At 70.7% G+C, this 25,102-nt stretch carries 23 protein-coding genes and 1 tRNA gene; 11 read left to right on the top strand and 13 right to left on the bottom strand.

The features are described 5' to 3' along the window. The first annotated feature begins 35 nt into the window (after positions 1–35). The 3 genes from gyrA (at position 36) to IE258_RS07265 (ending at position 3,563) form a co-directional block, all read left to right on the top strand. On the top strand, positions 36–2,630 hold the full coding sequence (gene gyrA, locus IE258_RS07275; RefSeq protein WP_189740417.1) for a DNA gyrase subunit A: 2,595 nt from the start codon (positions 36–38) through the stop codon (positions 2,628–2,630). A gap of 18 nt (positions 2,631–2,648) precedes the next feature. Then, a complete protein-coding gene (locus IE258_RS07270) occupies positions 2,649–3,374 on the top strand; it encodes a DUF3566 domain-containing protein (RefSeq protein WP_189740414.1) in 726 nt (241 codons plus the stop codon). Between the two features lie 112 nt (positions 3,375–3,486). Further along, a tRNA-Ile gene (locus IE258_RS07265) sits at positions 3,487–3,563 on the top strand. Positions 3,564–3,618: 55 nt separating this feature from the next. Here IE258_RS07265 and IE258_RS07260 read toward each other — a convergent pair. The 9 genes from IE258_RS07260 to IE258_RS07220 all read right to left on the bottom strand — a co-directional run bounded on the left by IE258_RS07260 (position 3,619) and on the right by IE258_RS07220 (position 9,484). After that, positions 3,619–4,776 carry a tyrosine-type recombinase/integrase gene (locus IE258_RS07260; protein WP_189740411.1) on the bottom strand — a complete coding sequence of 386 codons (1,158 nt, stop codon included), beginning with the start codon at positions 4,774–4,776 and terminating at the stop codon, positions 3,619–3,621. Further along, the gene (locus IE258_RS07255) at positions 4,776–4,964 is read right to left on the bottom strand and encodes a helix-turn-helix domain-containing protein (protein ID WP_007453452.1); all 189 of its coding nucleotides are present in this window, start codon (positions 4,962–4,964) and stop codon (positions 4,776–4,778) included. The genes IE258_RS07260 and IE258_RS07255 overlap by 1 nt, the downstream gene beginning before the upstream one ends. Further along, positions 4,961–6,352: a replication initiator protein RepSA gene (repSA, locus tag IE258_RS07250; protein WP_308434132.1), complete on the bottom strand. Its 1,392-nt coding sequence runs from the start codon at positions 6,350–6,352 to the stop codon at positions 4,961–4,963. Before repSA ends, IE258_RS07255 begins: the two co-directional genes overlap by 4 nt. A gap of 4 nt (positions 6,353–6,356) precedes the next feature. Next, positions 6,357–6,536 (bottom strand): hypothetical protein, encoded by a 180-nt coding sequence (locus tag IE258_RS07245; protein WP_189740408.1) that lies wholly within the window; start codon positions 6,534–6,536, stop codon positions 6,357–6,359. A 92-nt stretch (positions 6,537–6,628) separates the two neighbouring features. Continuing rightward, positions 6,629–6,925 carry a hypothetical protein gene (locus IE258_RS07240; RefSeq protein ID WP_189740405.1) on the bottom strand — a complete coding sequence of 99 codons (297 nt, stop codon included), beginning with the start codon at positions 6,923–6,925 and terminating at the stop codon, positions 6,629–6,631. 15 nt (positions 6,926–6,940) lie between these two features. After that, on the bottom strand, positions 6,941–7,123 hold the full coding sequence (locus IE258_RS07235; protein ID WP_052836926.1) for a mobile element transfer protein: 183 nt from the start codon (positions 7,121–7,123) through the stop codon (positions 6,941–6,943). 14 nt (positions 7,124–7,137) lie between these two features. Then, positions 7,138–7,797, bottom strand: a complete 660-nt coding sequence (locus IE258_RS07230; RefSeq protein WP_189740401.1) for a DUF2637 domain-containing protein — start codon at positions 7,795–7,797, stop codon at positions 7,138–7,140. Between the two features lie 20 nt (positions 7,798–7,817). Beyond that, a complete protein-coding gene (locus IE258_RS07225) occupies positions 7,818–9,152 on the bottom strand; it encodes an FtsK/SpoIIIE domain-containing protein (protein ID WP_189740398.1) in 1,335 nt (444 codons plus the stop codon). A gap of 2 nt (positions 9,153–9,154) precedes the next feature. Beyond that, positions 9,155–9,484, bottom strand: coding sequence for an SCO3933 family regulatory protein (locus IE258_RS07220; protein WP_052836754.1), 330 nt, complete (start codon positions 9,482–9,484; stop codon positions 9,155–9,157). A 157-nt stretch (positions 9,485–9,641) separates the two neighbouring features. On the opposite strand from IE258_RS07220, the gene IE258_RS07215 reads away from it, so the two are divergent. The 4 genes from IE258_RS07215 to IE258_RS07200 all read left to right on the top strand — a co-directional run bounded on the left by IE258_RS07215 (position 9,642) and on the right by IE258_RS07200 (position 13,522). After that, the gene (locus tag IE258_RS07215; protein WP_189741167.1) at positions 9,642–10,436 is read left to right on the top strand and encodes a GntR family transcriptional regulator; all 795 of its coding nucleotides are present in this window, start codon (positions 9,642–9,644) and stop codon (positions 10,434–10,436) included. Continuing rightward, positions 10,433–11,098, top strand: a complete 666-nt coding sequence (locus tag IE258_RS07210; protein WP_189740395.1) for a YdcF family protein — start codon at positions 10,433–10,435, stop codon at positions 11,096–11,098. Before IE258_RS07215 ends, IE258_RS07210 begins: the two co-directional genes overlap by 4 nt. Before the next feature lie 589 nt (positions 11,099–11,687). Continuing rightward, a complete protein-coding gene (locus tag IE258_RS07205; RefSeq protein ID WP_189740392.1) occupies positions 11,688–12,341 on the top strand; it encodes a hypothetical protein in 654 nt (217 codons plus the stop codon). A gap of 41 nt (positions 12,342–12,382) precedes the next feature. Then, positions 12,383–13,522, top strand: coding sequence for a helix-turn-helix domain-containing protein (locus IE258_RS07200; RefSeq protein WP_189740389.1), 1,140 nt, complete (start codon positions 12,383–12,385; stop codon positions 13,520–13,522). 437 nt (positions 13,523–13,959) lie between these two features. Here the strand turns inward: IE258_RS07200 and IE258_RS07195 are convergent, their stop codons facing one another. Beyond that, positions 13,960–18,054, bottom strand: coding sequence for an NACHT and WD repeat domain-containing protein (locus IE258_RS07195; protein ID WP_189740386.1), 4,095 nt, complete (start codon positions 18,052–18,054; stop codon positions 13,960–13,962). Positions 18,055–18,493: 439 nt separating this feature from the next. On the opposite strand from IE258_RS07195, the gene IE258_RS07190 reads away from it, so the two are divergent. Next, positions 18,494–18,700, top strand: a complete 207-nt coding sequence (locus tag IE258_RS07190; protein ID WP_189740383.1) for a ferredoxin — start codon at positions 18,494–18,496, stop codon at positions 18,698–18,700. A gap of 68 nt (positions 18,701–18,768) precedes the next feature. Then, positions 18,769–19,644, top strand: a complete 876-nt coding sequence (locus IE258_RS07185; RefSeq protein WP_189741164.1) for an FkbM family methyltransferase — start codon at positions 18,769–18,771, stop codon at positions 19,642–19,644. Positions 19,645–19,667: 23 nt separating this feature from the next. On the opposite strand, the gene IE258_RS07180 is transcribed toward IE258_RS07185, so the two are convergent. Together IE258_RS07180 and IE258_RS07175 are read right to left on the bottom strand one after the other, a co-directional pair. After that, the gene (locus IE258_RS07180) at positions 19,668–20,507 is read right to left on the bottom strand and encodes a glycosyltransferase family 2 protein (protein WP_229891969.1); all 840 of its coding nucleotides are present in this window, start codon (positions 20,505–20,507) and stop codon (positions 19,668–19,670) included. Positions 20,508–20,726: 219 nt separating this feature from the next. Then, on the bottom strand, positions 20,727–21,098 hold the full coding sequence (locus IE258_RS07175) for a DUF6344 domain-containing protein (RefSeq protein ID WP_189740380.1): 372 nt from the start codon (positions 21,096–21,098) through the stop codon (positions 20,727–20,729). A gap of 338 nt (positions 21,099–21,436) precedes the next feature. Here IE258_RS07175 and IE258_RS41110 point away from each other — a divergent pair, with 338 nt between their 5' ends. Both IE258_RS41110 and IE258_RS07165 read left to right on the top strand, forming a co-directional pair. Beyond that, entirely contained in the window at positions 21,437–21,565 is a 129-nt protein-coding gene (locus tag IE258_RS41110; protein ID WP_003999697.1) for a DLW-39 family protein, read from the top strand. 164 nt (positions 21,566–21,729) lie between these two features. Then, complete coding sequence (locus IE258_RS07165) at positions 21,730–23,091, top strand: hypothetical protein (protein ID WP_189740377.1); 1,362 nt, start codon at positions 21,730–21,732, stop codon at positions 23,089–23,091. 20 nt (positions 23,092–23,111) lie between these two features. On the opposite strand, the gene IE258_RS07160 is transcribed toward IE258_RS07165, so the two are convergent. Beyond that, entirely contained in the window at positions 23,112–25,040 is a 1,929-nt protein-coding gene (locus IE258_RS07160) for a serine/threonine-protein kinase (RefSeq protein ID WP_189740374.1), read from the bottom strand. Between the last annotated feature and the right edge of the window lie 62 nt (positions 25,041–25,102).

Genomic DNA, 25,102 nt, shown 5'->3' with positions numbered 1-25,102 from the left:
TCAGCTGACCGCACCAGGAAGGACCTTCACCAGCAATGACCGACGAGAACACTCCTGTGACCACGCCCGAGGGTGACGCCCTGGCGATGCGTGTCGAGCCCGTCGGGCTCGAGACGGAGATGCAGCGCTCGTACCTCGACTACGCGATGTCCGTCATCGTCTCGCGTGCGCTGCCCGACGTCCGCGACGGCCTCAAGCCCGTGCACCGCCGGGTGCTGTACGCCATGTACGACGGCGGCTACCGCCCCGAGCGCGGCTTCTACAAGTGCGCCCGCGTCGTCGGCGACGTCATGGGCAACTACCACCCGCACGGCGACAGCTCCATCTACGACGCGCTGGTCCGCCTCGCCCAGCCCTGGTCGATGCGGATGCCGCTCGTCGACTCCAACGGCAACTTCGGCTCGCCGGGCAACGACCCGGCGGCGGCCATGCGCTACACCGAGTGCAAGATGGCGCCGCTGTCGATGGAGATGGTCCGCGACATCGACGAGGAGACCGTCGACTTCACGGACAACTACGACGGCCGCTCCCAGGAGCCGACCGTCCTGCCCGCCCGCTTCCCGAACCTGCTGATCAACGGCTCGGCGGGCATCGCGGTCGGCATGGCGACCAACATCCCGCCGCACAACCTGCGCGAGGTCGCGGCGGGCGCCCAGTGGTACCTGGAGAACTACGAGGCATCGCACGAGGAGCTGCTCGACGCGCTCATCGAGCGCATCAAGGGCCCCGACTTCCCCACCGGCGCCCTGGTCGTGGGCCGCAAGGGCATCGAGGAGGCGTACCGCACCGGCCGCGGCTCGATCACCATGCGCGCGGTCGTCGAGGTCGAGGAGATCCAGAACCGCCAGTGCCTGGTGGTCACCGAGCTGCCCTACCAGGTCAACCCGGACAACCTCGCGCAGAAGATCGCCGACCTGGTGAAGGACGGCAAGATCGGCGGCATCGCCGACGTCCGCGACGAGACGTCGTCCCGCACCGGCCAGCGCCTGGTGATCGTCCTCAAGCGGGACGCGGTCGCCAAGGTCGTCCTGAACAACCTGTACAAGCACACCGACCTGCAGACCAACTTCGGCGCCAACATGCTGGCCCTGGTCGACGGCGTGCCGCGCACCCTGTCCCTGGACGCGTTCATCCGCCACTGGGTGAACCACCAGATCGAGGTCATCGTCCGCCGTACGCGCTTCAGGCTGCGCAAGGCGGAGGAGCGGGCACACATCCTGCGCGGTCTGCTCAAGGCCCTGGACGCCATCGACGAGGTCATCGCGCTGATCCGCCGCAGTGAGACCGTCGAGATCGCGCGTGGGGGCCTGATGGACCTCCTGGAGATCGACGAGATCCAGGCCAACGCGATCCTGGAGATGCAGCTGCGCCGCCTGGCGGCCCTGGAGCGGCAGAAGATCGTCCGTGAGCACGACGAGCTGCAGGCGAAGATCACCGAGTACAACGAGATCCTCGCCTCGCCGGTCCGCCAGCGCGGGATCGTCAGCGAGGAGCTGACCGCGCTCGTCGAGAAGTACGGCGACGACCGCAAGACCAAGCTGATCCCGTACGAGGGCGACATGTCCATCGAGGACCTGATCGCCGAGGAGGACATCGTCGTCACGGTCACGCGTGGCGGCTACATCAAGCGCACCAAGACCGACGACTACCGGGCGCAGAAGCGCGGCGGCAAGGGCGTGCGCGGCACGAAGCTCAAGGAAGACGACATCGTCAACCACTTCTTCGTGTCCACCACGCACCACTGGCTGCTGTTCTTCACCAACAAGGGCCGCGTCTACCGCGCCAAGGCCTACGAGCTGCCGGACGCCGGCCGGGACGCGCGCGGCCAGCACGTGGCGAACCTGCTGGCCTTCCAGCCGGACGAGACGATCGCTCAGATCCGCGCGATCCGCGACTACGAGGCGGTTCCGTACCTGGTCCTGGCCACGAAGGCCGGTCTGGTGAAGAAGACGCCGCTGAAGGACTACGACTCGCCGCGTTCGGGCGGTGTCATCGCCATCAACCTGCGGGAGCAGGCGGACGGAAGCGACGACGAACTGATCGGCGCCGAACTCGTCTCGGCCGAGGACGATCTGCTGCTGATCAGCAAGAAGGCGCAGTCGATCAGGTTCACCGCGTCGGACGACACGCTGCGTCCGATGGGGCGTGCCACCTCGGGCGTCAAGGGCATGAGTTTCCGCGAAGGGGACGAGCTGCTCTCGATGAATGTTGTTCGAGCCGGTACGTTCGTGTTCACTGCCACCGACGGCGGTTACGCGAAGCGGACCTCCGTCGACGAGTACCGCGTCCAGGGTCGCGGCGGCCTCGGCATCAAGGCCGCCAAGATCGTCGAGGACCGCGGGTCGCTCGTGGGCGCGCTGGTGGTCGAGGAGCACGACGAGATCCTCGCCATCACACTCTCGGGCGGTGTGATTCGTACGCGAGTCAACGGGGTCAGGGAGACCGGCCGTGACACCATGGGCGTTCAACTGATCAATCTGGGCAAGCGCGATGCCGTCGTCGGCATCGCACGCAACGCCGAGGCGGGACGCGAGGCGGAGGAGGTCGACGGCGATGTGGTCGTCGACGAGACCGCCGAGGGTGCCGCGACCACCGGCACGGACGAGGACGAGGCGCCCTCGGCCGAGTAGCACGAGGAGAGAGTCATCGTGAGCGGAGCCACGGGCGCCGGATCGGCCGGTACCCCGACGGGTACGGAAACGGGCGGCGGCGGCCGTGGCTCAGCCGCGCGTGCGACGGATTCGCACACGACTCAACTGCGCAAGATCGACGACGGAGCGACCGACTCGCACTCGGGGAGCTCGTCCTCAACGCATGGATCCCAGGGGGGAACTGTGACGGACACCCGAGGCCAGCGGACTCAGCAGGCGGCCTCGCCGCTGCCGGGAGAGCGGCAGCCCCAGCAGCCCGGCGGGCCGTACCACCCGCCGCAGGCCTACCAGACGCAGGGCGGCAACGCGTCGGCCGTGCGCCGCCCGCGCACCGGCGCCCGCACCACGCCCCGTGTGCGCAAGGCGCGGCTGCGCGTCTCGAAGGCCGACCCGTGGTCGGTGATGAAGGTCAGCTTCCTGCTCTCCATCGCGCTCGGCATCTGCACCATCGTGGCGTCCGCCGTGCTGTGGATGGTCATGGACGCCATGGGCGTCTTCTCGACGGTCGGCGGCACGATCGCCGAGGCCACCGGCTCCAACGAGTCCAACGGCTTCGACCTGCAGTCCTTCCTGTCGCTGCCCAACGTGCTGCTGTTCACGACGATCATCGCGGTGATCGACGTGGTCCTCGCGACGGCCCTGGCGACCCTCGGCGCGTTCATCTACAACCTGTCCGCCGGCTTCGTGGGCGGTGTGGAGCTGACGCTCGCCGAGGACGAGTGATCCGCGGGGCCGGCCCCGCTCTCCGGCGGTGCGACAACCGATTTTGGGACTGCCCGCCTCGTGCGCTAATCTTCAGGAGTCAGCGCGCGGGACATACACCGCAGAGCGCGGCGGGGCTATAGCTCAGTTGGTTAGAGCGCATCCCTGATAAGGATGAGGCCACAGGTTCAAATCCTGTTAGCCCCACCAGCGAAAAGACCCCCAGTCGGCAACGGCTGGGGGTCTTTGACATCCACGGCTGACATCAGCCGATGAGTGGATCTTCCAGAAGCTCGGCGAGCATGCCCACTGCTTCGCGCTCACTGTCGCCGACCACGTGCGTGTACACGTCCATGGTCATGCTGATCTGGCTGTGCCGGAGGATCGCCTGTGCGACCTTGGGATGCACCTTCAGGAAGGCCAGCAGGGTCCCGCAGGTGTGCCGAGCCAGGCGGACCGTGATCCGGCGGACGCCGGCGCGCTTGACGAGCCGATCGAAAGTGCGGGAGAAGCCCACCGGGTCGATCATGCCGCCGTGCTCGGAGGAGAAGATCAGGTCATGGTCCGGCTCCTGAGACCAGTGCTCACCGGCGATCTTCTGTTCCAGCGCTTGCAGCTCCCGGCGCTCATCCAGGACCCGGGCGCAGAACTCGGGGAGCGGGAGCACGGCCTGTGAGGACTCTGTTTTGAGGTCCTTGAGAACCAGGCCAGCGCCCTTGACGCGCTGCACCTGCTTGACCGGGGTGAAGCGGCCAGCCTCGAAGTCGATGTCCTGCCAGCGCAGACCGAGCACCTCGCTGCGGCGGAGCCCGAGGACCAGGACGAGGACGCAGGCCGCGTAGAGCCGGTGGGCGCGCACGGAGCGCAGGAAGGCGATCGCCTCGCGGGCGTTCCACGCCGCGCCCCTGTCCTTGCTGACCTTGGGCATGTCGACCAGGAGAGCGACGTTCCGCGTGATCAGCTCCTCGCGCATGGCCCGGTTGAGGGCGTTGCGGAGGACGCGCAGGACCTCGAAGCGGGCCGAGGCGCCGACCTTCTCCCGGGTCAGCGTGGCCATGAACGCCCGGATCTGCGCCGGGGTGAGCTTGACCAGCGGTTTCTTGCCGAGGTGAGGCAGCAGGTAGAGCCGCACCTTGGACTCGTACTTCACGTACGTGTTGTGCTCGCGCTCCGGAGCGACGATGTGCTCCAACCAGTAGCCCAGCCACTCGCCGAGCGTCCAGGACCGCGAGGGAACGGGGATGCCGTTGCGCTCCTGGTCCTGGAGCTTGCCCAGCTTCTCGTTCGCTTCGTCCCACGTCCGGCCGTACACGTACTTCCGCACCCGGTTGCCATCCGTGTCGGTCACGTACGCGGCGCCCTGATACCGGCCGTCGGACCGCTTGGTGATCGTGCCACCGCCGTTGGGCCGACGCTTCGCCATCAGGCAGCCTCCCCGATCTGGCCGACGATGAAGTCGCGGACCGCGTGGTCGGGGATGCGCCGGCACCCGTCGACCTTGATGGACACGAGGCGATGGGTGCGGATCAGGTCGTAGACCTTGGTACGGCCCACCTTCAGCCGCGCCATGACCTCGGGCACGGTCAGCAGCTCCGGGGCAGCGGTGGTCATGTAGCGGCTCCTTCCAGGTCGAGCAGGGCGGGTAGTTCCTCGCGGGCGGTTTCGCGGTTGTGCTGGATGTCGCGGCGGATATTGGCGGCGAGCCAGGATTCGCCGGGGGTATGGCCGTGGCCGGCGTAGGTCCAGTGGGCGAGGGTGAGCGTGGTGGCTTCCTCGTCGTCTGGGTCGGGCAGGCCGAGGGCGGCGCGTTGCTGGGCGGCGCGGTAGTCGGCGCGGGCCTGGCGCAGCTCGCCGAGGGTGGTGGAGTAGCGCCGGGACTTGGTGGAGAAGTGGCCGCGGAAGCCGAGCATGTGGGCCCAGTCGCGCAGCTTGCGGTCGGGGTAGAGCGCGTGGAGGTCGAGGCATGCGGCGATGAGCCGGGCGGGGTGGTCGGGCACGCCGAGCAGGACGAGGGCGTCTTTACTGCCGATGCGGCGGTCTACGGTGCCGGTCGTCTCGGCGGCTTTGGTGGCGTATTTGGCGACGTAGGAGGCGACCGCCTGTTCGGTGATGTCCTCGCCGTCACCGAAGGCCCGGATGGGGCGTACGTCGAGCTGCGTGCCCCACCGCAGCGTCCGGGCGGGCTGGTCTCCGGCGGGTTCTACGTCGACTTCCACGCGGGCGGCGGCGCCGTGGATCGCGTCGGTGAGAAGGTCGATGGTCGCCCACGCGGGCGGGGCGTCATCCGGGCCGTCGGGTCCGTCGAAGCGGATCACAGCGTGGAAGTGCACGGCGCCGCGCCTCTGGTACTCGGCCACCTTGCCGAAGGACACTCGCGACTGCTCCTTCGCCGCCTTCTGAGTGAGCCCGGCGCGCTTGGCGATCTCGCGGCGAAGGTAGATCGTGAAGTAGCGCCACAGCTCGGAGGCGTGGTTGTTCCAGAGCACAGCCCCGGCGTAGTCGTACGTCTCGGGGTCGAGCGGGGTGCCCAGTTCCGGGGCGTCCTCTGCGTGGCGGACACCGCAGCGGCAGGGCCGGTTTCCGGGGCGATTGTGGACCGGGCCGAACGACGGGGCAGTCAGGGTGGCGAACACCCGCGGGTGGTCCCGGATCGTTTCGGGGGTGCCCTTGGCGGGGTCGCCGACGAGGCCCGCGCGAATGAGGTGGTAGGTGTCGCCGGCGTAGGTCCAGGCGCAGGCCGGGCAGCGGGAGGCCCGCCGGTTGCCGCAGGCGAGGCGGAGCCGTCCGCCGGGTTCGGTGTCGGTCGAGTAGGAGTGCAACACCTTGCCGGTGGTGGCGTCGCGGGTGACGGTCGAGCCGGTCAGGTGGATGGGGTCGGAGCAGCCGCCGGTGCGGCGGATCTGGTCCTGGATGCGGTCGAAGCCGGTGGACCCGGCCAACCTCAGCACGTCGGCGAGGGTGGCCGGGTCCAGGCCCGCCATGGTGGCGGTGTCGGTCACGTGGTCACCGCCCGATGCGGTGCAGGGCGGCGGGGATGGTGCGTCCGGCGCCCTTGCAGGCCGGGCAGGTGATCCGGAGGGTGGCGCGGGAGCCGTCGGCGTGGCGGGTGCCGGTGGTGATGGCGACCATGGCGAAGCCGTCGCAGTCGCGGCAGACGCGCGTGTTCCGGGCGGGCTGGGGCATGATGAGGCTTCCCTTTCGGGTCCATTGGGGCCTGGAAGTGGTGGCCGTCCGGGGCGGCGGATCTTTGGCGAGAGAGGCCGCCCCGGAGGGCGCTACTTGCTGCGGAGGGTCTTGCGCTTGGACGTGCGGTTGATCGTGTAGCTGAGTCCGCCGGTGGCCGACAGGACCGCTACGGCGGCGCCTGCGACGATCTGAACGACGAAAGCGATGACCAGCAGCACCGCGACCGATCCCGTGAGGACGACCAGCGTGAGGACGATCGGGCCTTTGTACGAACGCGGGGCCTCTTGGACGATCACGACGCGTCGCATGTCGGTGCCGGGCGGGATCTGCCGGTAGAGGTCGGCGGGGATGTGGCCGGCGCGGATCTGGTCTTCGGGCAGCTGCATGGCTCAGTCCTCCTTTCAGGCGCAGCGGTGAGTGCGGGCTGCGAGTTCTGCGGCCGAGCGGTCGCCGTATTCGTTGGAGAAGCCGCACTTCGGGGCGGTGCAGGCGGCAGTGTGCCGGGTCTGGCCCCGGCCGTTGTTGAACGAGGCCACTCGGACCGGGCCAACGCGGATGACGTCGTAGAAGCGGTTCGGGCGCACGCAGGTCATTCCCTTCAGGCGAGTTGGGCAACGATGGCGCCGGCGAGGTCTTCCGGGATGCCGAGGCGATCGCGCAATGCGGCCGTGTCGATGTCGGCTCCGGTGCGGGTGCGGTGTTCGGTGGCGACCTTTCGGGCGTGGTCGACCAGCGCAGGCGGGACCGCGGGAGTCGAGGCCGGGGCCTGCGGCAGGGCCGGGGCAGGCTCCGGTGTCGGGATCTCCGGGACCGGAGCAGCCGTCTGGGTCGGTTCGGGAGCCGCGGGTCGGTCGACGACCGGTACGGGCCGAGGCTCGGGCGCCGGGGCCGGTGCATGGTCGGTCGGGGTGTGGGCCAGCAGGGTGCCGCCGAGGAACGCCAGCGCGGGCCAACCGGCCACGAGGATGCGCAGCCAGGCCGGAACATGGTCCAGGTCGAGGAGCCCGGCGGTCGCGATGTTCGCGCCGAGAGAGGCGACCAGGGCAACCAGGAACCAGAACCAAGCCAGCTTCGAGCGCTCAGTGCGCAGCCGACGCCACACGGCGACCAAGAGCAGGTCGACGGAGACGGGATAGGCCCATGCCTTCCACCCGGTCTGGCCAGCCGCTTCGGCGAGGTCGTGCAGGTGGGCGAAGGACAGAGCCCCGGCAATTACGGCCTGGATGAGTACGGCGTCGATGCGGATCGAGCGGATCACGGCTCTTCACCTCCCTCCGGTCAGGGCTGCGGGGACACCAGCGGCGGAACGGTGGGCATCGGCGGCATCTGCCGGGCCGGGGGCCGGAACGGGGCCAGGAACGGCAGCTCCGGAGTGAGATGCGCGAACTCCCGGCACACGGCCGCCGCATCGGCCGGCGAAGTCTCCGGGGTGCGGATGCGGGACCAGCCACCGGAGGTGTCACCGGCCACCGCGACACCGGGACGATCGGCCCGGATCGAGGTCGCCGCCATCACCGCATCCGGAGCGATGTCACCCAAGCCCATTTCAGCGGTCTGCTTGTCGTTGACCCGGTGGACCACACGCCCGGTGAGCTGGGCACGCAGCGCGGTGGCACCCTTGCCGAGGTCGGAGCCGAAGCGCTGCCCGCAGACCTCCAGGTAGATGCCGACCGCACGGGCCATCTGACCCAGCCGCACCAGTTGCATGACCGTCCGGTCCCGCGCTGCCTCATCTTTCTTCGAGGTGACGAAGAACAGCTCTGCCACCTCATCGATCAGGACGACCAGCGGCACCGGCCGCAGCTTCGCGGGCAGGTCCCACACGTCCGAGACCCCGTGCAGGGCGAGGAGATCGAAACGCTCGCCCATCTCCAGGACCAGCGCGTCTATCAGCCGTCCCGCCATGTCCGGGTCGGTGGCCAGAGCCGACAGGCGGGGCGCGTACCGGCTGTGCTCGACGCCGCGCTTGCAGTCGATGCCGATCAACCCGACCGGGAGCTGTGCCAGGCCCTTGACCAGATTGCGCTGGTAGACGGACTTCCCGGACAGCGTGGCCCCGAGGGTCAGCGCCATCGGAACCGCGCGGTAGTCCCGCTCGAAGACCGTGCCGTCCTCCCGCAACGCCACCGGAACCCGCAGCCCGCGGGGCTGTGCGGAGCGCGGAAGACGGACCCGGCGCAGCACGTCGTAGCCCGTCATCCGCAGCTCTACGAAGCCGGGCTTGGTCTCCGCGACGGTGACCGACTGGACGCCGAAGGCGTGGCGCAGCCGTTCCGAGGAGGTGGCCACGTCGGCGGGCTCCAGGCCGGCCGGGAGGCGCAGCGTGATGCGCAGCCCGGTCGAGGTGGGCCGGACCCGACGGACCTTCGGCGGCACCGGCCGCACCTCACGGCGGGACAGGTTGCGCGTCATGAAGGCCCGCAGCCCGGACGGTTGCACGGTCAGCCCGCACACGTCCATCGTGGACCGGTAGGACCAGGTGAACCGGCCCCACGTCAGCGGCAGACCCACCGTCGACCAGTACAGGCGCGGCGCCCGGTGCTTCGCGTAGCTGACACCACCGGCACCCGCCAGGGCCCCCGTAGCCTCGATCAACAGCGTCAGGTCAGCCATGGTCAGGCCGCCGAGGTGATCGCGACCGCGCGGAACGAGATCCCGTGCCGCTTCTGGCCGTTGAACTCGTTCTCCCAGTCACGGGCCTTGAGGCCGACCACCCGGACCGGCATGCCCGGGGCCAGACCCTCGGGGTAGCCCGTCTCCGGGATAGTTACCTGGTAGAGGTTGCCCTCCCCCTCGTCCGAGACCAGCAGGCCCACGGTGGACAGTCCCGCACCGGTGTCCCGGTCGACGGCCCGCTCTCCGGTCTTCTTGTTGGCCATCTTCGGTTCCGGCGCGGTCGCGACGAACACCACGGCGGTGGAGAGGTCGATCTTGAAGGACGGCATGAGAACTCCTTGTTCGACGACAGAGCAGCCCAATAGAGAGCTGCACATCCCCGCTGTCCTAGGACTGCGAGCGACAAGAGAGATAGTGCCCCGCAGTCCTAGGACTGTCAACAGTCCTAGGACTATGTTTCACTGGACCTCGTAGAGAGGGGTCGTGATGGCGCCGAAGTGGCGGGAGCTGGCGGACAAGCTGGCTGAGCAGATCAAGGGGGGCGAGTACGCCCCGGGCCAGCAGTTGCCGCACATCAGGGAACTGGTCGAGGCAGGCGAAGGCTCCAAGGCGACCGTTCACGCCGCCTACAAGGCGCTGGAAGCCGAGGGCCTGGTCACCTCGTCACGAGGTCACGGCACGGTTGTCCGGCAACAAGTCCCGCTCAAGCGACTCGGTATCGCCAGGTACGACAAGGCGAAGTGGCGGGACGGCGACGAGGTGGCGTTCATCGCGGACCGTGTGGCTTCGGGGCGGCCGTACCGCCGCAATGAACAGACCCAGACGGTCAGCCTCGTCGAAGCGCCGGCGGAGGTGGCAGCCGCACACAGCCTGCCGGTGGGCGCCCCGGTCTACGCCCGCGCACGGCTTGTAAAGGAAGGCGACCAGCCGACGCACACTCTGACCAGCTACTACCGGCCCGAGCACGTCGAGGGCACGCGCATCGTTGACCCGACACCGGGACCCGCCGGTCGGGGTGGTGGCTTCCGTGTGCTGTACGACGCGGGCTACGAGATCGATCACATGCAGGAGAGGATCTTCGCCCGCGCCCCGAAGGCCGACGAAGTGAGCCTTCTGCAGCTGCCGCCTGGGGAACCGGTCGTCGAGCTGCATCGCACCACCTACACGGCGGACGGCACCGTGGTGGAGTTCGCCATCGGTGTGCATGCTGCGTCACGCTTCGCGTGGGAGTACGACTTCAAGGTGCCAGACTCAGCGAAGGAGAGGGAAGACCAGCCGTGATCTCGACGCAGAACTGGGCCGACACACGACGTCTGTGGGACTACCACCAGATGGGCCATACGCCCCGGCCTTGTTCTGTCGCGATCGGACTCGGCAGTCACGACCTGGGCGTCGCCGACACGGCGGCCGAGCTGTACGAACGTGGCATGGCTCCGCTGATCGTATTCACGGGCGCCACCAGCCCCACGACGCGAGAGCGCATGCCGCGGGGCGAGGCGGTCCACTACCGGGAGCGGGCTCTTGAGCTTGGCGTCCCCAGCTCAGCCGTTTTGGTGGAGCCGCGGGCACGGAACACGGGGGACAACATCCGCTTCTCGCGGGAGCTGTTGAAGGAGGCCGACGTTGATGTGTCCTCGGTCTTGCTGATCAGCAAGCCGTACGAGGAGCGTCGGGCATACGCCACGGCGCGCAAGCTGTGGCCCGAAGTCGAGATCATCAGCGCATCCAGCCCGATGACGCTGAACGAGTACGTCGACTCCATCGGCGATGCCCGCATGGTGATCGACATGCTTGTCGGCGCACTACAGCGTCTGCTGGTCTACCCGGAACAGGGCTACCTGATCAGCCAGCCCGTACCGGCCGACGTGATCGAGGCGTACGAGCGCCTGTGCCAAGCCGGATTCACGAGCCGACTCCTGACCGCCGACGCACCCTCGTCCTGACCAGGCAACAGCGTGGGCTGTTACAGGTTTCTCTACCTCATCAAGCCCCGGCTGCGCTCCGCTCCGCCGGGCGCGCTTCCCGGCTCCGCTCCGGGCGCCGCTCCTGCCTTCGGCCCGCTCCGCCCGCGCTGCGCCGACGCGCGCCCACATGTGGATAGGGCCGGAAGCCATGAGTCGATCACCGCATAGAACGGGCGCGGTCAAAGTCGATGCCTCCGGCGGGGGATCGGCCGGCACCGGGATGGAGGGGGCGCCGTCGCCGACTGCGGGTCCGTAGGGGCGTGCGTGGGGTGCTCCCATCCCGTCCACCGCCGACCCAGGCAGAGCCGAGCAGACGCGGCCCAGGGGCGTCAAGGTCGTTCGTACAGTGGCGCGCTCCACCTTGACGCCCCTGAACCACGCCCGCTCCACGGTGTGTGGGTCGACGGCGGACGGGATGGGAGCCGGGAGGTGGGTGGTGAAGGACTCGGTGCTCTGCTCCAACTCCGTGCGAAAACAGGGAACAGACGCTGTGTCAGTGGGGCGGTGTAGACTCCGGCTTATTGTTTTGCTGCCTCAGATGAGGGAGTAAATCCCTAAGGGAGGGAGAGTGGCCTTGGTAGAGGTTCCTGCGGATGACGTCGATCGTCTCGCGACTCTCGGGATCAAGTGGGAGTACTGCGAGCGGGCCATCCGGGCCGGCGAGGCAGCTCGGCGAGAGTCCACGCCGACCGAGCCGCCCACGGCACCGGGCTTGCGCGACTGGATCGCCCGCGTTGGCATGCTCCGCCACACCATGATCATCGAAGAGGGGTGGACCCCCCTCAACCACAAGAACATGGCACTCGTGGTCGACCCCTCCCAGGCCATCGCCGTTGGCGTGCTGGCGGGGGACGCGGGCACTGGATGGCCTGCTCCGCACAAGCCGAAGAGCCGGTACCCAAAGGGGCAGGCGTTCGCGAATGCGGTAGCTGGCGAAGACCTGACGCTGTTCAGCAACGCTGATTTTGGGCACCCCGAGATCCTGGAGCCCGAGCGGATCGAGGCGCTGGACCTCTGGTTGCTGCTGACCAATCGAGTGCGGCAGAACGACACCGTGACCATCTTCAGCGAGTTGTCCCGCCCCGAGGCTGTCAGCAGCTCGGGGTACATTGTCGACTGGCTTGATCGAGTGATCTTGCCCCGACTGACGTTCGAGGCGGTCATCGAGGACGATGGCCGTGACGACGACGGCAGCATCGATGTTCCTGTGGAGGAGATCTAGCCAGATTGGCAGCTCCCGCAACTGGGTGGAGAGAAGATCGCATGGTTACACCATCGCGGCTGACACTAGCGCGAAAGCGACGCGGCATGACCATCGTGGAGCTTGCGCGCAGGGTGGGCGTAAGCGCCCAAAGTCTCTCCAACTACGAGCACGGCAGGCAGCGCCCGTCGAGTGACACTCTCAACAAGATCTCAGATGCCCTAGGCTTCCCCTCTGGGTTCTTCACGGGTGTCGAGGTCGAAGAAATTCCATCCGAGGCCGTCGCATTTCGCGCCCGCAGTAAACTTACCGCCGGGCGCCGCGACGTTGCCCTATCGGTCGGTCGACTGGCAGTCGAACTTCAAGGAATAATCTCCGCACGCTTCAGGTTGCCAGTTGCTGATCTGCCATCCCTTGACAAGCCTGACCCCGAGAGTGCTGCAGAGATGGTGCGCTCTCGATGGGGGCTGGGGCAGGCCCCCATTTCCAATATGGTTCATTTGCTTGAGTCCAAGGGTGTGAGGGTATTTAGTCTCGCGCCTGAATATGCAGAGATTGATGCCTTCTCATTCTGGCACGACGGATCCCCGTTTGTATTCCTTAATACGCTCAAGTCGGCCGAGCGAAGTCGGTTCGATGCCGCCCATGAACTGGGGCACCTTGTCATGCATGGCCCAGTTCGCAGCCTAGCGGGAGCCGAGGCTGAACAGGAAGCAAACGCGTTCGCGAGTTCCTTTCTCATGCCTCGCCGGAGTGTAGTTGCGCACATGCCCAAGGGTGCCTTCCTAGATCAAGTGCTCAAGGGGCGGAAGATTTGGAAGGTGGCGGCCCTAGCGCTCACATATAGGCTTCACGATCTGGAAATGCTATCTGATTGGCAATATCGCAGTCTCGTTGTTGAACTCAGTAAGCGCGGTTATCGAAGCGGTGAACCCGGCGGAATTCGCCGTGAAACATCGCAAGTATTCGAGAAGGTTTTCAAGTCCCTAAGGTCACGTGGAGTGAGTCCAGCTGATATTGCTGATGAGCTATGTGTGCGTTCTGAAGAACTAAGTAAACTGGTGTTCGGTCTGACGTTGACTGCTCAAGGAGGCGAAGGACTTCGCTCTCTGCCTGTGCGACCAGCACTTAAGCTGATCACTTCGGAAGAAGAGAGCGCCCCATCTCGTCGGGTCGACCAACCCATGCAGCGGAGGATGTGAGGGTTGCTTCTGTCAAGCTCCGGCGCCTGCCTGACATCAACGTCTGACACCAACAACAGCGAACTGGCTCGGACGGTAGCGATCCTCGGCAACCGTCGGCCACCGTCCAGCTACGGGCTTTTGCGACCTCACTGTGGTAAGTGATCGACCTGATAAGGATGAGGCCACAGGTTCAAATCCTGTTAGCCCCACCAGCACGAAGACCCCCAACCGGTAGCGGTTGGGGGTCTTTGGCGTTCGGGTCGTCCGCTGTGTCGGTGGGGTTCGTTGCGTCCGCGGGGCCTTGCGGTGGGCAGGAAAAGACCCGACCGCTGGCGACGGGGGATGCGCCAGCGGTCGGGCTGTGGCCAAGGCTAACAAGGCCGGGTGGCCGGTGGGTGCCGACTGGTCGGTCGGGTGTCGATGATGTGACAGGGATCACGTAGCCGGTGGGGGTTTCACCGGTCGCACGGCGGCTCGTAGTCCAGGCGCGGCAGGTACTCGTGCCACTTCTCCTCGGTCAGCACACCCCGGGTGGCCGAGCAGATCCGGTCGATGGCGTCGTCCACGCCCAGGCTCCACAGCCGGACGGTGTCCGTGCCGCTGGAGACCCCGAGCATGTGGTGCACGGGGCTGAAGGACAGGAAGGTGCCCGTCTTGGCGTTGGGGCTCATCGCCTGGCCGATGGGGGCGGCCTCGGCGGGGTCGGTGACGTTCCAGAGCCGGACCGTGTTGTCGTTGGCGCCGCTGGCCAGGGTGGCGCCGTCCCGGCTGAACGTCAGCGAGACCACCGAGTCGGTGTGTCCGGCGAGCGTGGTCCCGCCTCCGTCCTCGCCCCCGGACGCCTCGGCGGGGGCGGTGACGTCCCAGAGCCGGACCGTGCCGTCGTCGCTGCCGCTGGCCAGGGTGCGGCCGTCGGGGCTGTAGGCGAGGACGTTGACGGGCCCCAGGTGCCCGGTACGGGGTACGCCGAGGCGGGTGGCGTGCGCGGGATCGGTGACGTCCCAGAGGCGTACGGCGTCGTCGGCGCCGCCGCTGGCCAGGGTGCGGCCGTCCGGGCTGAACGCGAGCGTGTTCACGTAGCCCGTGTGGCCGGTGAGCGGGTCGCCCAGACGGCGGGGGTGGGCGCGGTCCTCGGCGTTCCACAGCTGGATGGTGCGGTCGTCGTGGGCCGTGGCCAGGGTGCGGCCGTCGGGGCTGAACGCCAGCGTGTCGGGGCCGGCGTACCGGGTGCGCAGGGCCACGGGCGGTCCGTGTGCCCGGGGCCGGGCCGGGTCCGTGACGTCCCACAGCTGCAGCGCGCGGCCCCCCACGAGCACCGCGAGTGTCTCGCCGTCCGGGGAGAACACCAGGGACCGTATGTCTCCCTCCCCCGGTGTGAAGGGGGCGCTCAGCGACACGGGCCGGGCGGGGTCCGCCACGTTCCACAGCCGGACCCGGCCGTCGCGGGCCGCCGTGGCCAGTACCCGCCCGTCCGGGCGGAAGGCTCCGATACGGCCGATCATGTCCGACGTCGGCAGCGACCACAGGCGGACCTTGCTGTCGCCGCTGCCGGTGGCGAGGGTGTGGCCGTCGGGGCTGAAGCCGAGGGCGTACATCTCGCCGCTGCCTCCGGCCAGGGGCACGCCGATCTGCGAGGGGTAGGCCGGGTCGCTGATGTTCCACAGGCTCGCCGTGCTGTCCGCGCTGCTGGCGGCGAGCATGTCGCCGTCGGGGCTGAACGCCACCGCCCAGACGGGTCCGCTGTGACCGGTGAGCGGTGCGCCGACGGGCTTCGCCCCGGCGGGGTCGGTGACGTCCCAGAGCCGTACGGTGTCGTCCGCGCTGCCGCTGGCGAGGGTGCGGCCGTCGGGGCTGAACGCCACGGAGTGCACCAGAGCGCTGTGGCCGACGAGCGGTGCGCCGACCGGCTCGGGGCGGCGCGGGTCCGCGACGTCCCAGAGCCGCACCTCGTCGTCGTCGCCGCCGGCCGCGAGCGTGTGGCCGTCGGGGCTGAAGGCCACCGAGCGCACCGCCGCGGTGGACCCGGTCAGGGTGTCGAGCGCCTCGGGGGCGCGCGGGTCGGCCACGTTCCACAGGCGGACGGCGTGGTCGTCGTGGGCGGAGGCCAGGGTGCGGCCGTCGGGGCTGAAGGCGAGCAGGTAGACGGTGCCGCCGCGGCCGGTCAGGGGAGCGCCGAGCGGGCGCGGACGGCGCGGGTCCCGCACGTCCCAGAGCCGGATCGTGCCGTCGTCCGATGCGCTGGCCAGGGTGCGGCCGTCCGGGCTGAACACCGCGGTGCTCACCCAGCTCGTGTGTCCGGTGAGCGGCTTTCCCAGCTGCTTCGGCCGGGCGGGGTCGGTGACGTCCCAGAGGCGGACGGTCCGGTCGTAGCTGGCCGTCGCCAGGGTCCGTCCGTCGGGGCTGAACGAGGTGAGGTAGACGGCGCCCGTGTGCCCGAGGAGCGGGGTGGCCAGAGGTGCGTTCACGATCGAGATCAGCCGGTTCCTGACGTCCTCGTCGTCCGGGCGCAGACGGTGTGCGGCCAGGTCGAGCTGGGCCGACAGGGAAGGGTCCGTGTCCTCGACCCGGTCCGCCTCGGCGACCACCTGCTCGAACACGGCGTCGTTGCGCTGCTGCCAGGCGAGCACCGCCGAACCGACGGCCAGCAGGGCCAGGACGACCAGCGCCGACACCGCGGCACGGCTGATCATGACGGTGCGCCGGCGCAGCCGGACGGCGGCGGCCAGGAACTCCACCGCGCTGCGGGTCAGCAGGGCGTCGTCGGCCGACTTCGCCCAGCCGCCCGCCTGCGCCAGCCGGGAGCCCCGGTAGAGGAGAGCGGGGTCGCGGTCCGACTCCTCCCAGGCCAGGCCGTCCTCCTCCAGCCGCTGGCGCAGCAGGTTTCCGGCGCGGTCGTCGTCGATCCAGTCGCGCAGCCGGGGCCAGGCGTGCAGCAGCGCCTCGTGGGTGATCTCCACCGTGTCCGCGTCGAGCGTCACCAGCCGGGCCCGCACCAGGGCTTCGAGGGACTCCTCGGTCTTGTCCGGGTCCCCCGACTCCTCGGCCAGTCGGCGCCGGGTGCTGCGCCTGCGGGTGGCCTGGGTGTCCTCGCTCAGCCGGACCAGCCTGAGCAGCAGCAGCCGCGCGGCCGTGCGGGCCGCCGGGTCGAGACCGGACCAGGCCCGCTCGGCGGTCGCGGCCACCGCACCCTGGATGCCGCCGGCCGCGCGGTACCCGGCCAGGGTCAGCCGGCCCGCCTTGCGCCGCTGCCAGGTCGCGAGCAGGGCGTGGGAGAGGAGCGGCAGCACGCCCGCGTCGTGTGCGCCCTGCGGGCCGTCGGTGCTCACCTCGCGGATGATCAGCTCGGCGAGTCCCGGTTCGAGTTCCATGCCGACGGCCCTGGCGGGAGCGGTCACGGCCTCGCGCAGTTCCGCGGTGGTCAGCGGCCCGAGCACCATGTGCCGGTGCTGCAGCGCGTCGGCCAGCTCGGGATACCGCAGGCACCGGTCGTAGAAGTCGGCGCGTACGCCCAGGGTCACCAGCACGGGCGGCGGGTTCCCGTCGGCGCCGGGTGTGCAGGCGGCCTGGAGCAGCCGGATGAACACGCGCCGGTCCGCCTCGTCGGCGCAGAGGGTGAAGAGCTCCTCGAACTGGTCCACGATGACGACCGGAGGGGCGCCCGGGCCCTGCGGGCCCTCCGTGGATGCCGCCGCCCATGCCGCCCATGCCGCCCGCGCCGCGCAGGCGTCCCTGGTGGTGCCCTCCGCCTGTGGGTCACCCGTCGGGCGGGCTCCGGGGGAGTCCGGCTCCGGGGACGACGTCTCCCGGGCCGCCGCCTCTCTTATGGCGCCGACGACGGGCGCGAGCCGCGGTACCAGGCGGGTCAGCTCGCCGAGCGGGTCGGCCCCCGGCACGAACTGGAGCACTCGTCCGGACGGACCGTCCCAGGCGTCCGGCGTACCGGTGCGCAGGGCGGGCACCAGGCCGGCGTTCAGCAGGGAGGACTTCCCGGCCCCGGAGGCGCCCACGAGCATGACCAGGCCGCCGCTCTCGCGCGTCGCGTGGAGCTGGGCGACCAGTGCCCGGGTGCTCCGGTCCCGTCCGAAGAACCAGTCGGCGTCCTGCCGGCGGTAGGCGGCCAGTCCCCGGTAGGGACAGACCCCGCCGGGGGCCGCCGGAGCCTCGGCGGGGGGCTGTTCCGCGGCCGCGGGCGGCGCGGGGCGTTCACCGGTCGGGTCGGCCACCGCCCGCTCCCACAGGCGCTGCCACTGGACCAGGTCGTACAGGCCGGCGGAGACCGGTACGGGCCGTGCGCGCCGCGCCTGGGGTATGAGGACGTGCAGGACGGCCGCGAGGGCGGGAAACTGGGCGGGCACGTTCTTGGCCCGCCGCCAGTCGCTGATCCGCTGGGCGGAGACCTGTACGGGCCGCCCTCGTTCGTCGACCCGCTGGAGCCGGACGACGGCCTCGGACACACGTTTGAGGGGAGGGTTGCCGGCCTCCCTGTACAGCAGTGCGAGGCGTTCTGCGAAGGCCGTGCGTGCCCCTGAGTCGAAACTCAAGGTCTCCACTCCTTACTTCCCCCGCACCTGGACGTCCGGACCGGAAAACTCACTCTATACGGCTGACCTGCGGCTACCGGGGTCGTATGAAACCGGAACCTCCTCTGCGGCGACCGCGGGTGGCAGGATCGCGTCGCAGTGGCGAGGCGGCCCCGCGGCACCCGGACAGGTCAGCGGCTCAGTACTCGGAGAGCCACCCCATGAGGCCGCATGTTCTCGGTCAGCTTTCGGTGGCCCGTCCCTCCCGACCCGGCCCGCCCCGCCCGCGAAGAACGGCGCCGGCATGGTTTGGCACCGGTCCCCACGAGGGGAGGGACCGGAGCCAAACCATGCCGACGCGCACGTGTCCCGCGGGAGCGACGGACGAGCGGGCAGGGCGGATTCAACGCGCCGCTCCATGGGCAGGCAGGTCGTGAAGGCTCCGCCACCGACCGCCGCTGGAGTGCGCATGAGGATCTCCGTCGACCCCGAGCAGTGTTACGGCTCCGGAGACTGCGTCCACCGGGCCCCTGCCGTCTTCACCCAGGTGGACGGCCTCGGCGCGGTCATACCCGGCCGGGAGCACGACGTCGACGCTCCCCGGGTGCGGGAGGCGGCCGAGGGGTGTCCGTCCGCCGCGATCACCATCGCGCGCGCGGAAACGGAAGGGTTCTGACGCCGATCCCCCGGGGCGGGCCGGGTGCCGCCGCCACCGAGGCCCTGGTCGGCCTCGCCGTCCGGTACGTGCGGGGCGGCCCCGGAACCTTCGGGAAGGCGGCCCTCGCCACGCGCTGGCTGAACCCGCGGCTGCGTGAGCACCCCCGCCGGGCCGTCGTCGAAACGCGGACCGGCGAGCTGTTCGTCGTGGACACGCAGGACCTCATCCAGCGGTACCTGTACCTCTTCGGCGCCTGGGAGCCGCACCTGACGGGCTGGCTGCGGCGTCGGCTGCGGCCGGGGGACGGCTTCGTCGACGTGGGGGCCAACATCGGCGCCTTCAGCGTCCTGGCCGCCCGGCTCGTCGGTGCCGAGGGCCGGGTCGTCGCGATCGAGGCGTCGCCCGACCTGCACGGCAGCCTGGTGCGCAACGTCCGGCTCAACGCCCTCGGCAACGTCCGCGCGCTCAACGCCGCCGTCTCCGACCGCGCCAGGACGCTGACCTTCGCGCTCGCCAGCTCACGGAACACGGGGGCGAACAGCATCGTCCCTTACGACGGGCCGGTGGAGTCCAGCTTCCGGGCCCGGGCCCGGCCGCTGCCGGAGCTCCTCGACGCGGCGGAGATCGCGAGCGCACGGGTGATCAAGATCGACGTCGAGGGCGCCGAGGGGAGCGTCGTACGTGGTCTCGCGCCGCTGCTGAGTGCCCTGCGGCCCGACGCGGAGATCACGGTGGAGGTGTCGCCCGAGCGCATGTCCCGGCTCGGGGACCGGGCCGACGACCTGCTGGCGGTGATGCGGAACGCCGGTTTCCATGTCTACCGGCTGGCCAACGACTACGCGCCCGGGAGCTACCCCCCGGCACTGCGCGGCGCGCCCCGGGCGCCGGTCCGCCTGCGGGGGCCGGTGACCGAGGAGAGCGATCTGATCTTCTCCCGGGTCGACGCGGAACGGCTGCCCTGATCCCTCGGCGCTCCCGGCCCCCGTCAGCCACGCCCGCGCGGGCCGTCGAAGCCCTCGGCACCGTCCGGCGGACGCCACCCGAAGGACGCGAGCGCCCGCGCCCTGGCCTCCACCACCGCCATCCGGGCAGTGCGTTCCGCGGGGTCGGTGTGGGTCGGCCGGCCGGTCTCCTGGCCCTCCCACTTGCGGTACAGCAGACCGACCTCCGCCGAGAACCAGCCCCGGCTCACGCTCCCCAGCGCCAGCAGCAGACCGGTGTCCTCGGACGCGGGCAGGGCCATCCAGCCGCCGAGGGCGAGCAGCAGGTCGCGCCGGACGAGGAGCGTCGCCGGGTGGACCTGGGCGCGGAAGGCGTTCGCCTTCCAGAAGTCGAGCACCACCCCGCGCTCGATCGGCCCGTGCGCCGGGTCGCCGGGAAAGCCGGCCGTCGAACCGTCGGGCAGGAGGTCCAGGGCCCGCGAGGTCGCCCACCCGATCGACGGGTCGGCCTCCAGGGCGGCCAGGTCGCGGGCCAGGGCGCCCGGAGTGAGCCGGTCGTCGGCGTCCAGCACCTTCACGTACGGGCCGTCGGCGTGGGCCAGGGCCATCGTGCGTGCCAGCCCGGGTCCGCCCTGCCGGCCGTGGCGGCCCTGGTGGAACGCGACCCGCGGGTCGTCGGGCACGTACGGCCGGACGTCCCGCGTACGGCCGTCCTCCTGGATCACCCAGCGCCACTCCCAGCCGGCGGGCAGTTCCTGTGCGCACAGCGAGGCGTATGCCTCGGGGAGGAAGGGGGCGGAGGGGCCGTGGACGGCCGTGAGGATGGTGACGCGCCGGTTCACGGCGGCACTCACCACCTTTCCCTGATCGCTCTCCTCGGTCATGGCCGCAGGCTACGACTCCTCGGGAGGTTGTGAGGAGTTGAGGGTGGGGGTGGAGGTGGGGGTGGGGCGGTCAGGTGCGACCGGGGACCTCCCTGTTCGTTCATGTTCCGGCACACACGGCGGCGGCCCGGCTGCTCTGTCGAGCTGCCGGGCCGTTTCTCGCGTGTGGTGCGGTACGCAGATCGCCGTTACGTCAGGGTCGGGGGTGGCGCGGGCCGCTCAGCGCTGGAGCGGGATGGTGTGCTGGGCCCGAGGCTCGGCGACGGTGTCGTCGCACGGGAGGCCGGTGGTCGTGGCGGTGGCCGCGGCGGCGTCGGCGAGCGGACGGTGGCGGCAACTGGGTGCCGCGCCGTGGGCCTCGGCGCGGATGCGCTGCTTCATCGTGGGGGGCAGGGAACCGGTTCGGGACCGGGGCAGGGGGACCGCGGCCGCGGGTGCCGCCTCGGGCGAGGCGCTCTCGGTGTTGCTCTGCGTCTTGGTCTGCGGTACGGCCGCGGCGGCCGTCGTCGTGATGAGTCCGAGCGCCGTGCACAGCGCGAGGAAGGCGGTGACGATGGTGGTCCAGAGCGTCAGGACCTTGTTCCGGGCCATGGCCCCTCACTTTCGGGTTGGGCGATTTGCGTACTTTCCTCATGATGTGTATGAGGCTCGCGAAGTGGTGGACCTACGCCCGTGGCGCGTCGATGTTCAGATGAACACCACCCGAATAGCCGCAAGGGGCTTGAAAAGGTGCCCAGACGGGAGGGAGGCGGGCAAAAGTCACCGCACGTGAGGGTGTGATCACCCTCCGATCAGAATGGGTTCGTCCACTTCTAAAGGGCCCCGGCGACGGGCAGTTGACCGCCGACGCAGGTCACCGATCGGTATCGGCCGGTGTGTATAGTCGGGCGCCAGAAGTCCCCAACGCCAAGGAAAGACGAGGTCGCGCGGTGAAGAAGCTTCTCCTGGTCGCACTGGCCGCCATCGGCGGGCTCCTCGTGTACCGCCAGATCCAGGCGGATCGCGCCGAGCAGGATCTGTGGACGGAGGCGACCGACTCCGTGCCCACGGGTTCGTGAGAACGACCGACATCCGGTCCTGAGCAGACCCCGGCCGTCAAACGGTCGGGGTTTTGTGTTGCCCCGACGGGGCACGGTCCGCTGGGGGCGGACGGCTGGGCTGCTGGGGCGGGCGGCTCGGGGCGGGCGGCGACAGGGCCGGTGAGCGCGAGGGGTGGCGGGTCATGGAACGGTGGTGTACGGCTCGGCGGCGCGCCGGAACGGGGCGGGCGCGGCCGACGGTGTCCGTGCGGCCGACGGTGCCCGCGCGGTTGGCCGTGCTGGCGGCCGTACTGATGACGACCGCTGCCCTGCCCGGGGCCACGGCCCTGGCCACCGGCGACCTCGGCAGCACGGCCGGTGCCACCGCCGGGTACGACTTCGCCGACGACGCCGTGCGGGTCGCGGGCGCGAGCACCACCGCGGGCGCCGAACCGCTGGAGGCCGGCTCCACGTACCGCAGCACCCTGCCGAGGAACGGTGTCCTCTACTACCGCCTCGACCTCGACGACGCCTCCGACGCCTACGTCTCCGTCACCGCGGTACCCGGTGCCGACGGCGAGGTCACCGCCGTCGACGGCATCCGGGTCTCCGTGCAGGACGCCGACGGCGGCTCGTGCTCGGTGCAGAGCACGACCTTCGGCGCCGCCCGCAGCCCGCGCCCGGTCACCGCCTGGGGCATGCGCGAGATCGACCCCGGCGCCAACCGGTGCCAGGACCCCGGCACCTACTACGTCGGCGTCGAGCGGACCCGCCCCCAGGACTCCCCGCCGGACGACTGGGACCTGGAGATCACCGCCGCCGCCGAACCCCGCCCGCGGCAGGGCGGCGCCACCAAGGCGCCCGAGACGTGGGACTCCGCCTCGCCCGAACCGCTCGCCGGCGAGCCGGAACGTCGGCCGGGCGGCAACGGCTTCGCCCACGCCACCCCCGTCGGGCAGGGCGTCTGGCGCGACGACATCCGGCCCGGGGAGACCCTTTACTACAAGGTGCCGGTCGACTGGGGCCGCCAGGTGTCCGCCACCGCAGAACTCGCCGGGTCCGCGGACGCCTCCGGCTATGCCACCGGGGCCCTGCGGCTGGCCCTGCACAACCCCGTGCGCGGCGAGGTGGACGACGCCGCCAGGGGCTACACCGGACGCCGGACCAGTGTCGGCCTCGCCCCCCTGCCGCCCGTGGCGTACCCCAACCGGTACGCCACCGCCGGGCAGGTCGGCGCGCTGCGGTTCGCCGGTGACTACTACCTCGTGGTCCACCTCGCGGCGCAGGTGGCCGACGACTTCGGCCAGGGCCCGTTCGCCTTGACGCTGCGCGTGCGGCTCGGCGGAACGGCGGACAGCGGCCCCGGCTACGCGGGGGAGTCCAGGCCGAAGGGCCTCTTCGAGGTCTCCGCGCAGGACCGGGCGGCCGCGCCCGCGAGCGGGTCCACGGGTGGTGCGGACGAAGACCTCGCCATGAAGGCGGTCGCCGTCGGCGGGATCGGCACCGGCAGCCTGCTGCTCCTCGGCCTGGCCGTGTGGACGGCGACGGCCCGACGCCGGGCCTAGGCCCCCTTCCGGCGCCGGACTCAGATACGGGTCAGCGCCCAGAACCCCACGGCGTAGCAGGCCAGCGCCAACAGCAGCAGCGGCACGGCCACCCGGGCCGGGGGACCGGGACGGCGGCGCCGCCGTGCCCCGCGGTGCTGGGCGGGAGGGGCGGACCGCGGGTTCCGTGCGGTGTACGCGGCGGTGGGGACGTCGGCGCGCTGGGGCGGGGACGGCGCGAGGGCCTGGGCGGGGAGCGGCGGCCCGTGCGGCGCCCGGTACGGCGCGCCGTCCGGCGGCGAGTTCTGCGACTGGGGCTGTGGCAGCAGGTGGTGTGGCAGGTGCTGCGGTGTGTCCGTGAACGCCCGCTGCTGCGTGGGCGGTTGCGCCGGGTCGGCTGCCGAGGTCGACTGCGAGGTGGTGGTCGGCTGCGGGGGCGGCAGGTGGAAACTGCCGGTCTCCGACATGGCCCCGTCCCGCTCGGCCCCGGGAACCTCCGCCGACGGCATGCCGCCCGGGTCCGGGTGCGCCGGACCGGACGCCGACGGCGACGCGGCGGGGACGGAGGGCGTCCAGCCCTGCCCGGACGAGGGCGTGTGCCCGGTGGGGCCGCTCGGTGGTGCGGGCGGGGCGGATGGTGACCAGCTGTGGGGGGTGGGCGTGCCGGTCGCCGTCGGCGGTACCTGTGGTGGTGCGGGCGCCGGGTCCGGGGAGGCGGGCGACATGCGGTGCCGGTCGGCTGGCGGGCCGGTCGGCGGTGCGGGCGGGGCTGTCGAACCCGGGGCGATGGGCGACGGGTGGTTCCGGTCGGGCGGTGTGCCGGTAGCCGGCGTGGGCGGGGTGGAGGGTGTCCCGGCCCCGGTCGGGGACCGGTCGGGCGGGGGCGTGGCCGACCAGGAGGGCGTCGGCGGGGTGGCGTACGGGGACGGGGTCGCGTCGCCCGGGAGGTGGCGAGGGCCCGTGGAGGCGTCGGCCGGGAGGTGGCGAGGGCCCGTGGGGGCGTCGGTCGGGAGGTTGCGGGGGTCCGTGGGGGCGTCGGTCGGGAGGTTGCGGGGGTCCGTGGGGGTGTCGTCCACGCCGGAGGCCCTCTTGAGCGGGCCCTCGGGGCCGAACCCCGGCGGCAGCGGGCCCACTTGGTCGAAGATCTCGATCAGCTCGTCGTCGGGTCCGGGCTCCGGCAGCAGCTCCACCGCCGCGGCCAGCGCCTTGCGCGCCCCCGTCGCGGTACGGAACCGCGCCGACGGGTCCGGCTGCAGCAGCGTCGCCACGACCTGCCACAACGGCTCGGACATCCCCCGCGGCGCGGGCGGCGTACCGTGCTCGGCGAAGTGCTGCACGAGTGTCTTGGCGTCCGGCTTGGCCCCCTCCAGCAGGTACAGGGCGACCAGACCCACCGCGAACAGGTCCGCCGGGAAGTCCGGCTCCGCGCCCATCATCTGCTCCGGCGCCAGGTAACCCGGCGTCCCCACCACGAGGTTGGTCTCCGTCAGCCGCGGCTCACCCAGCCGCATCGCGATGCCGAAGTCGGACAGCCTGAGGCGCGGACGGCCCGTCCCCGTCGCCTCGAGGAGCAGGTTGGCGGGCTTGATGTCACGGTGCACCACACCCTCCCCGTGCACCGCGGCCAGCCCCGACAGGAGCTGGTCGAGCAGCGTGCACACGAAGTCGGGCGGCAGGGGACCGTAGTCCCCGACCAGGTGGACCAGCGAACCGCCCGTGACCAGGTCCATCGTGAACAGGACCTGGTCGTCGTCCGCGGCCCAGCTCGCCGGCGCCAGCACATGGGGGTGATCGATCCGCAGCGCCTGCTCGCGGACGAACCGCAGCAGCGAGTGCGCGTCCCGCTGCTGCAGCACCTTCGCGGCCACATAACGCCTGCGCCGGTGGTCCCAGGCGCGCCAGACGGCACCCACCCCGCCCCGGCCGATCGGGTCGACCAGCTCGTAACGGCCCGCGAAGACCTCACCCATGGCTGTGCGCCGCTCCTCCCCTGGGACCTGTCGCGCCACTCCCGCCGGCCCGGCCGCCGACC

The sequence above is a fragment of the Streptomyces tendae genome, from assembly GCF_014650435.1.
Lineage (GTDB): Bacteria > Actinomycetota > Actinomycetes > Streptomycetales > Streptomycetaceae > Streptomyces > Streptomyces tendae.
The sequence above is the reverse complement of the archived record's forward strand: the minus strand, read 5'-3'. Positions and strand labels throughout refer to the sequence as shown.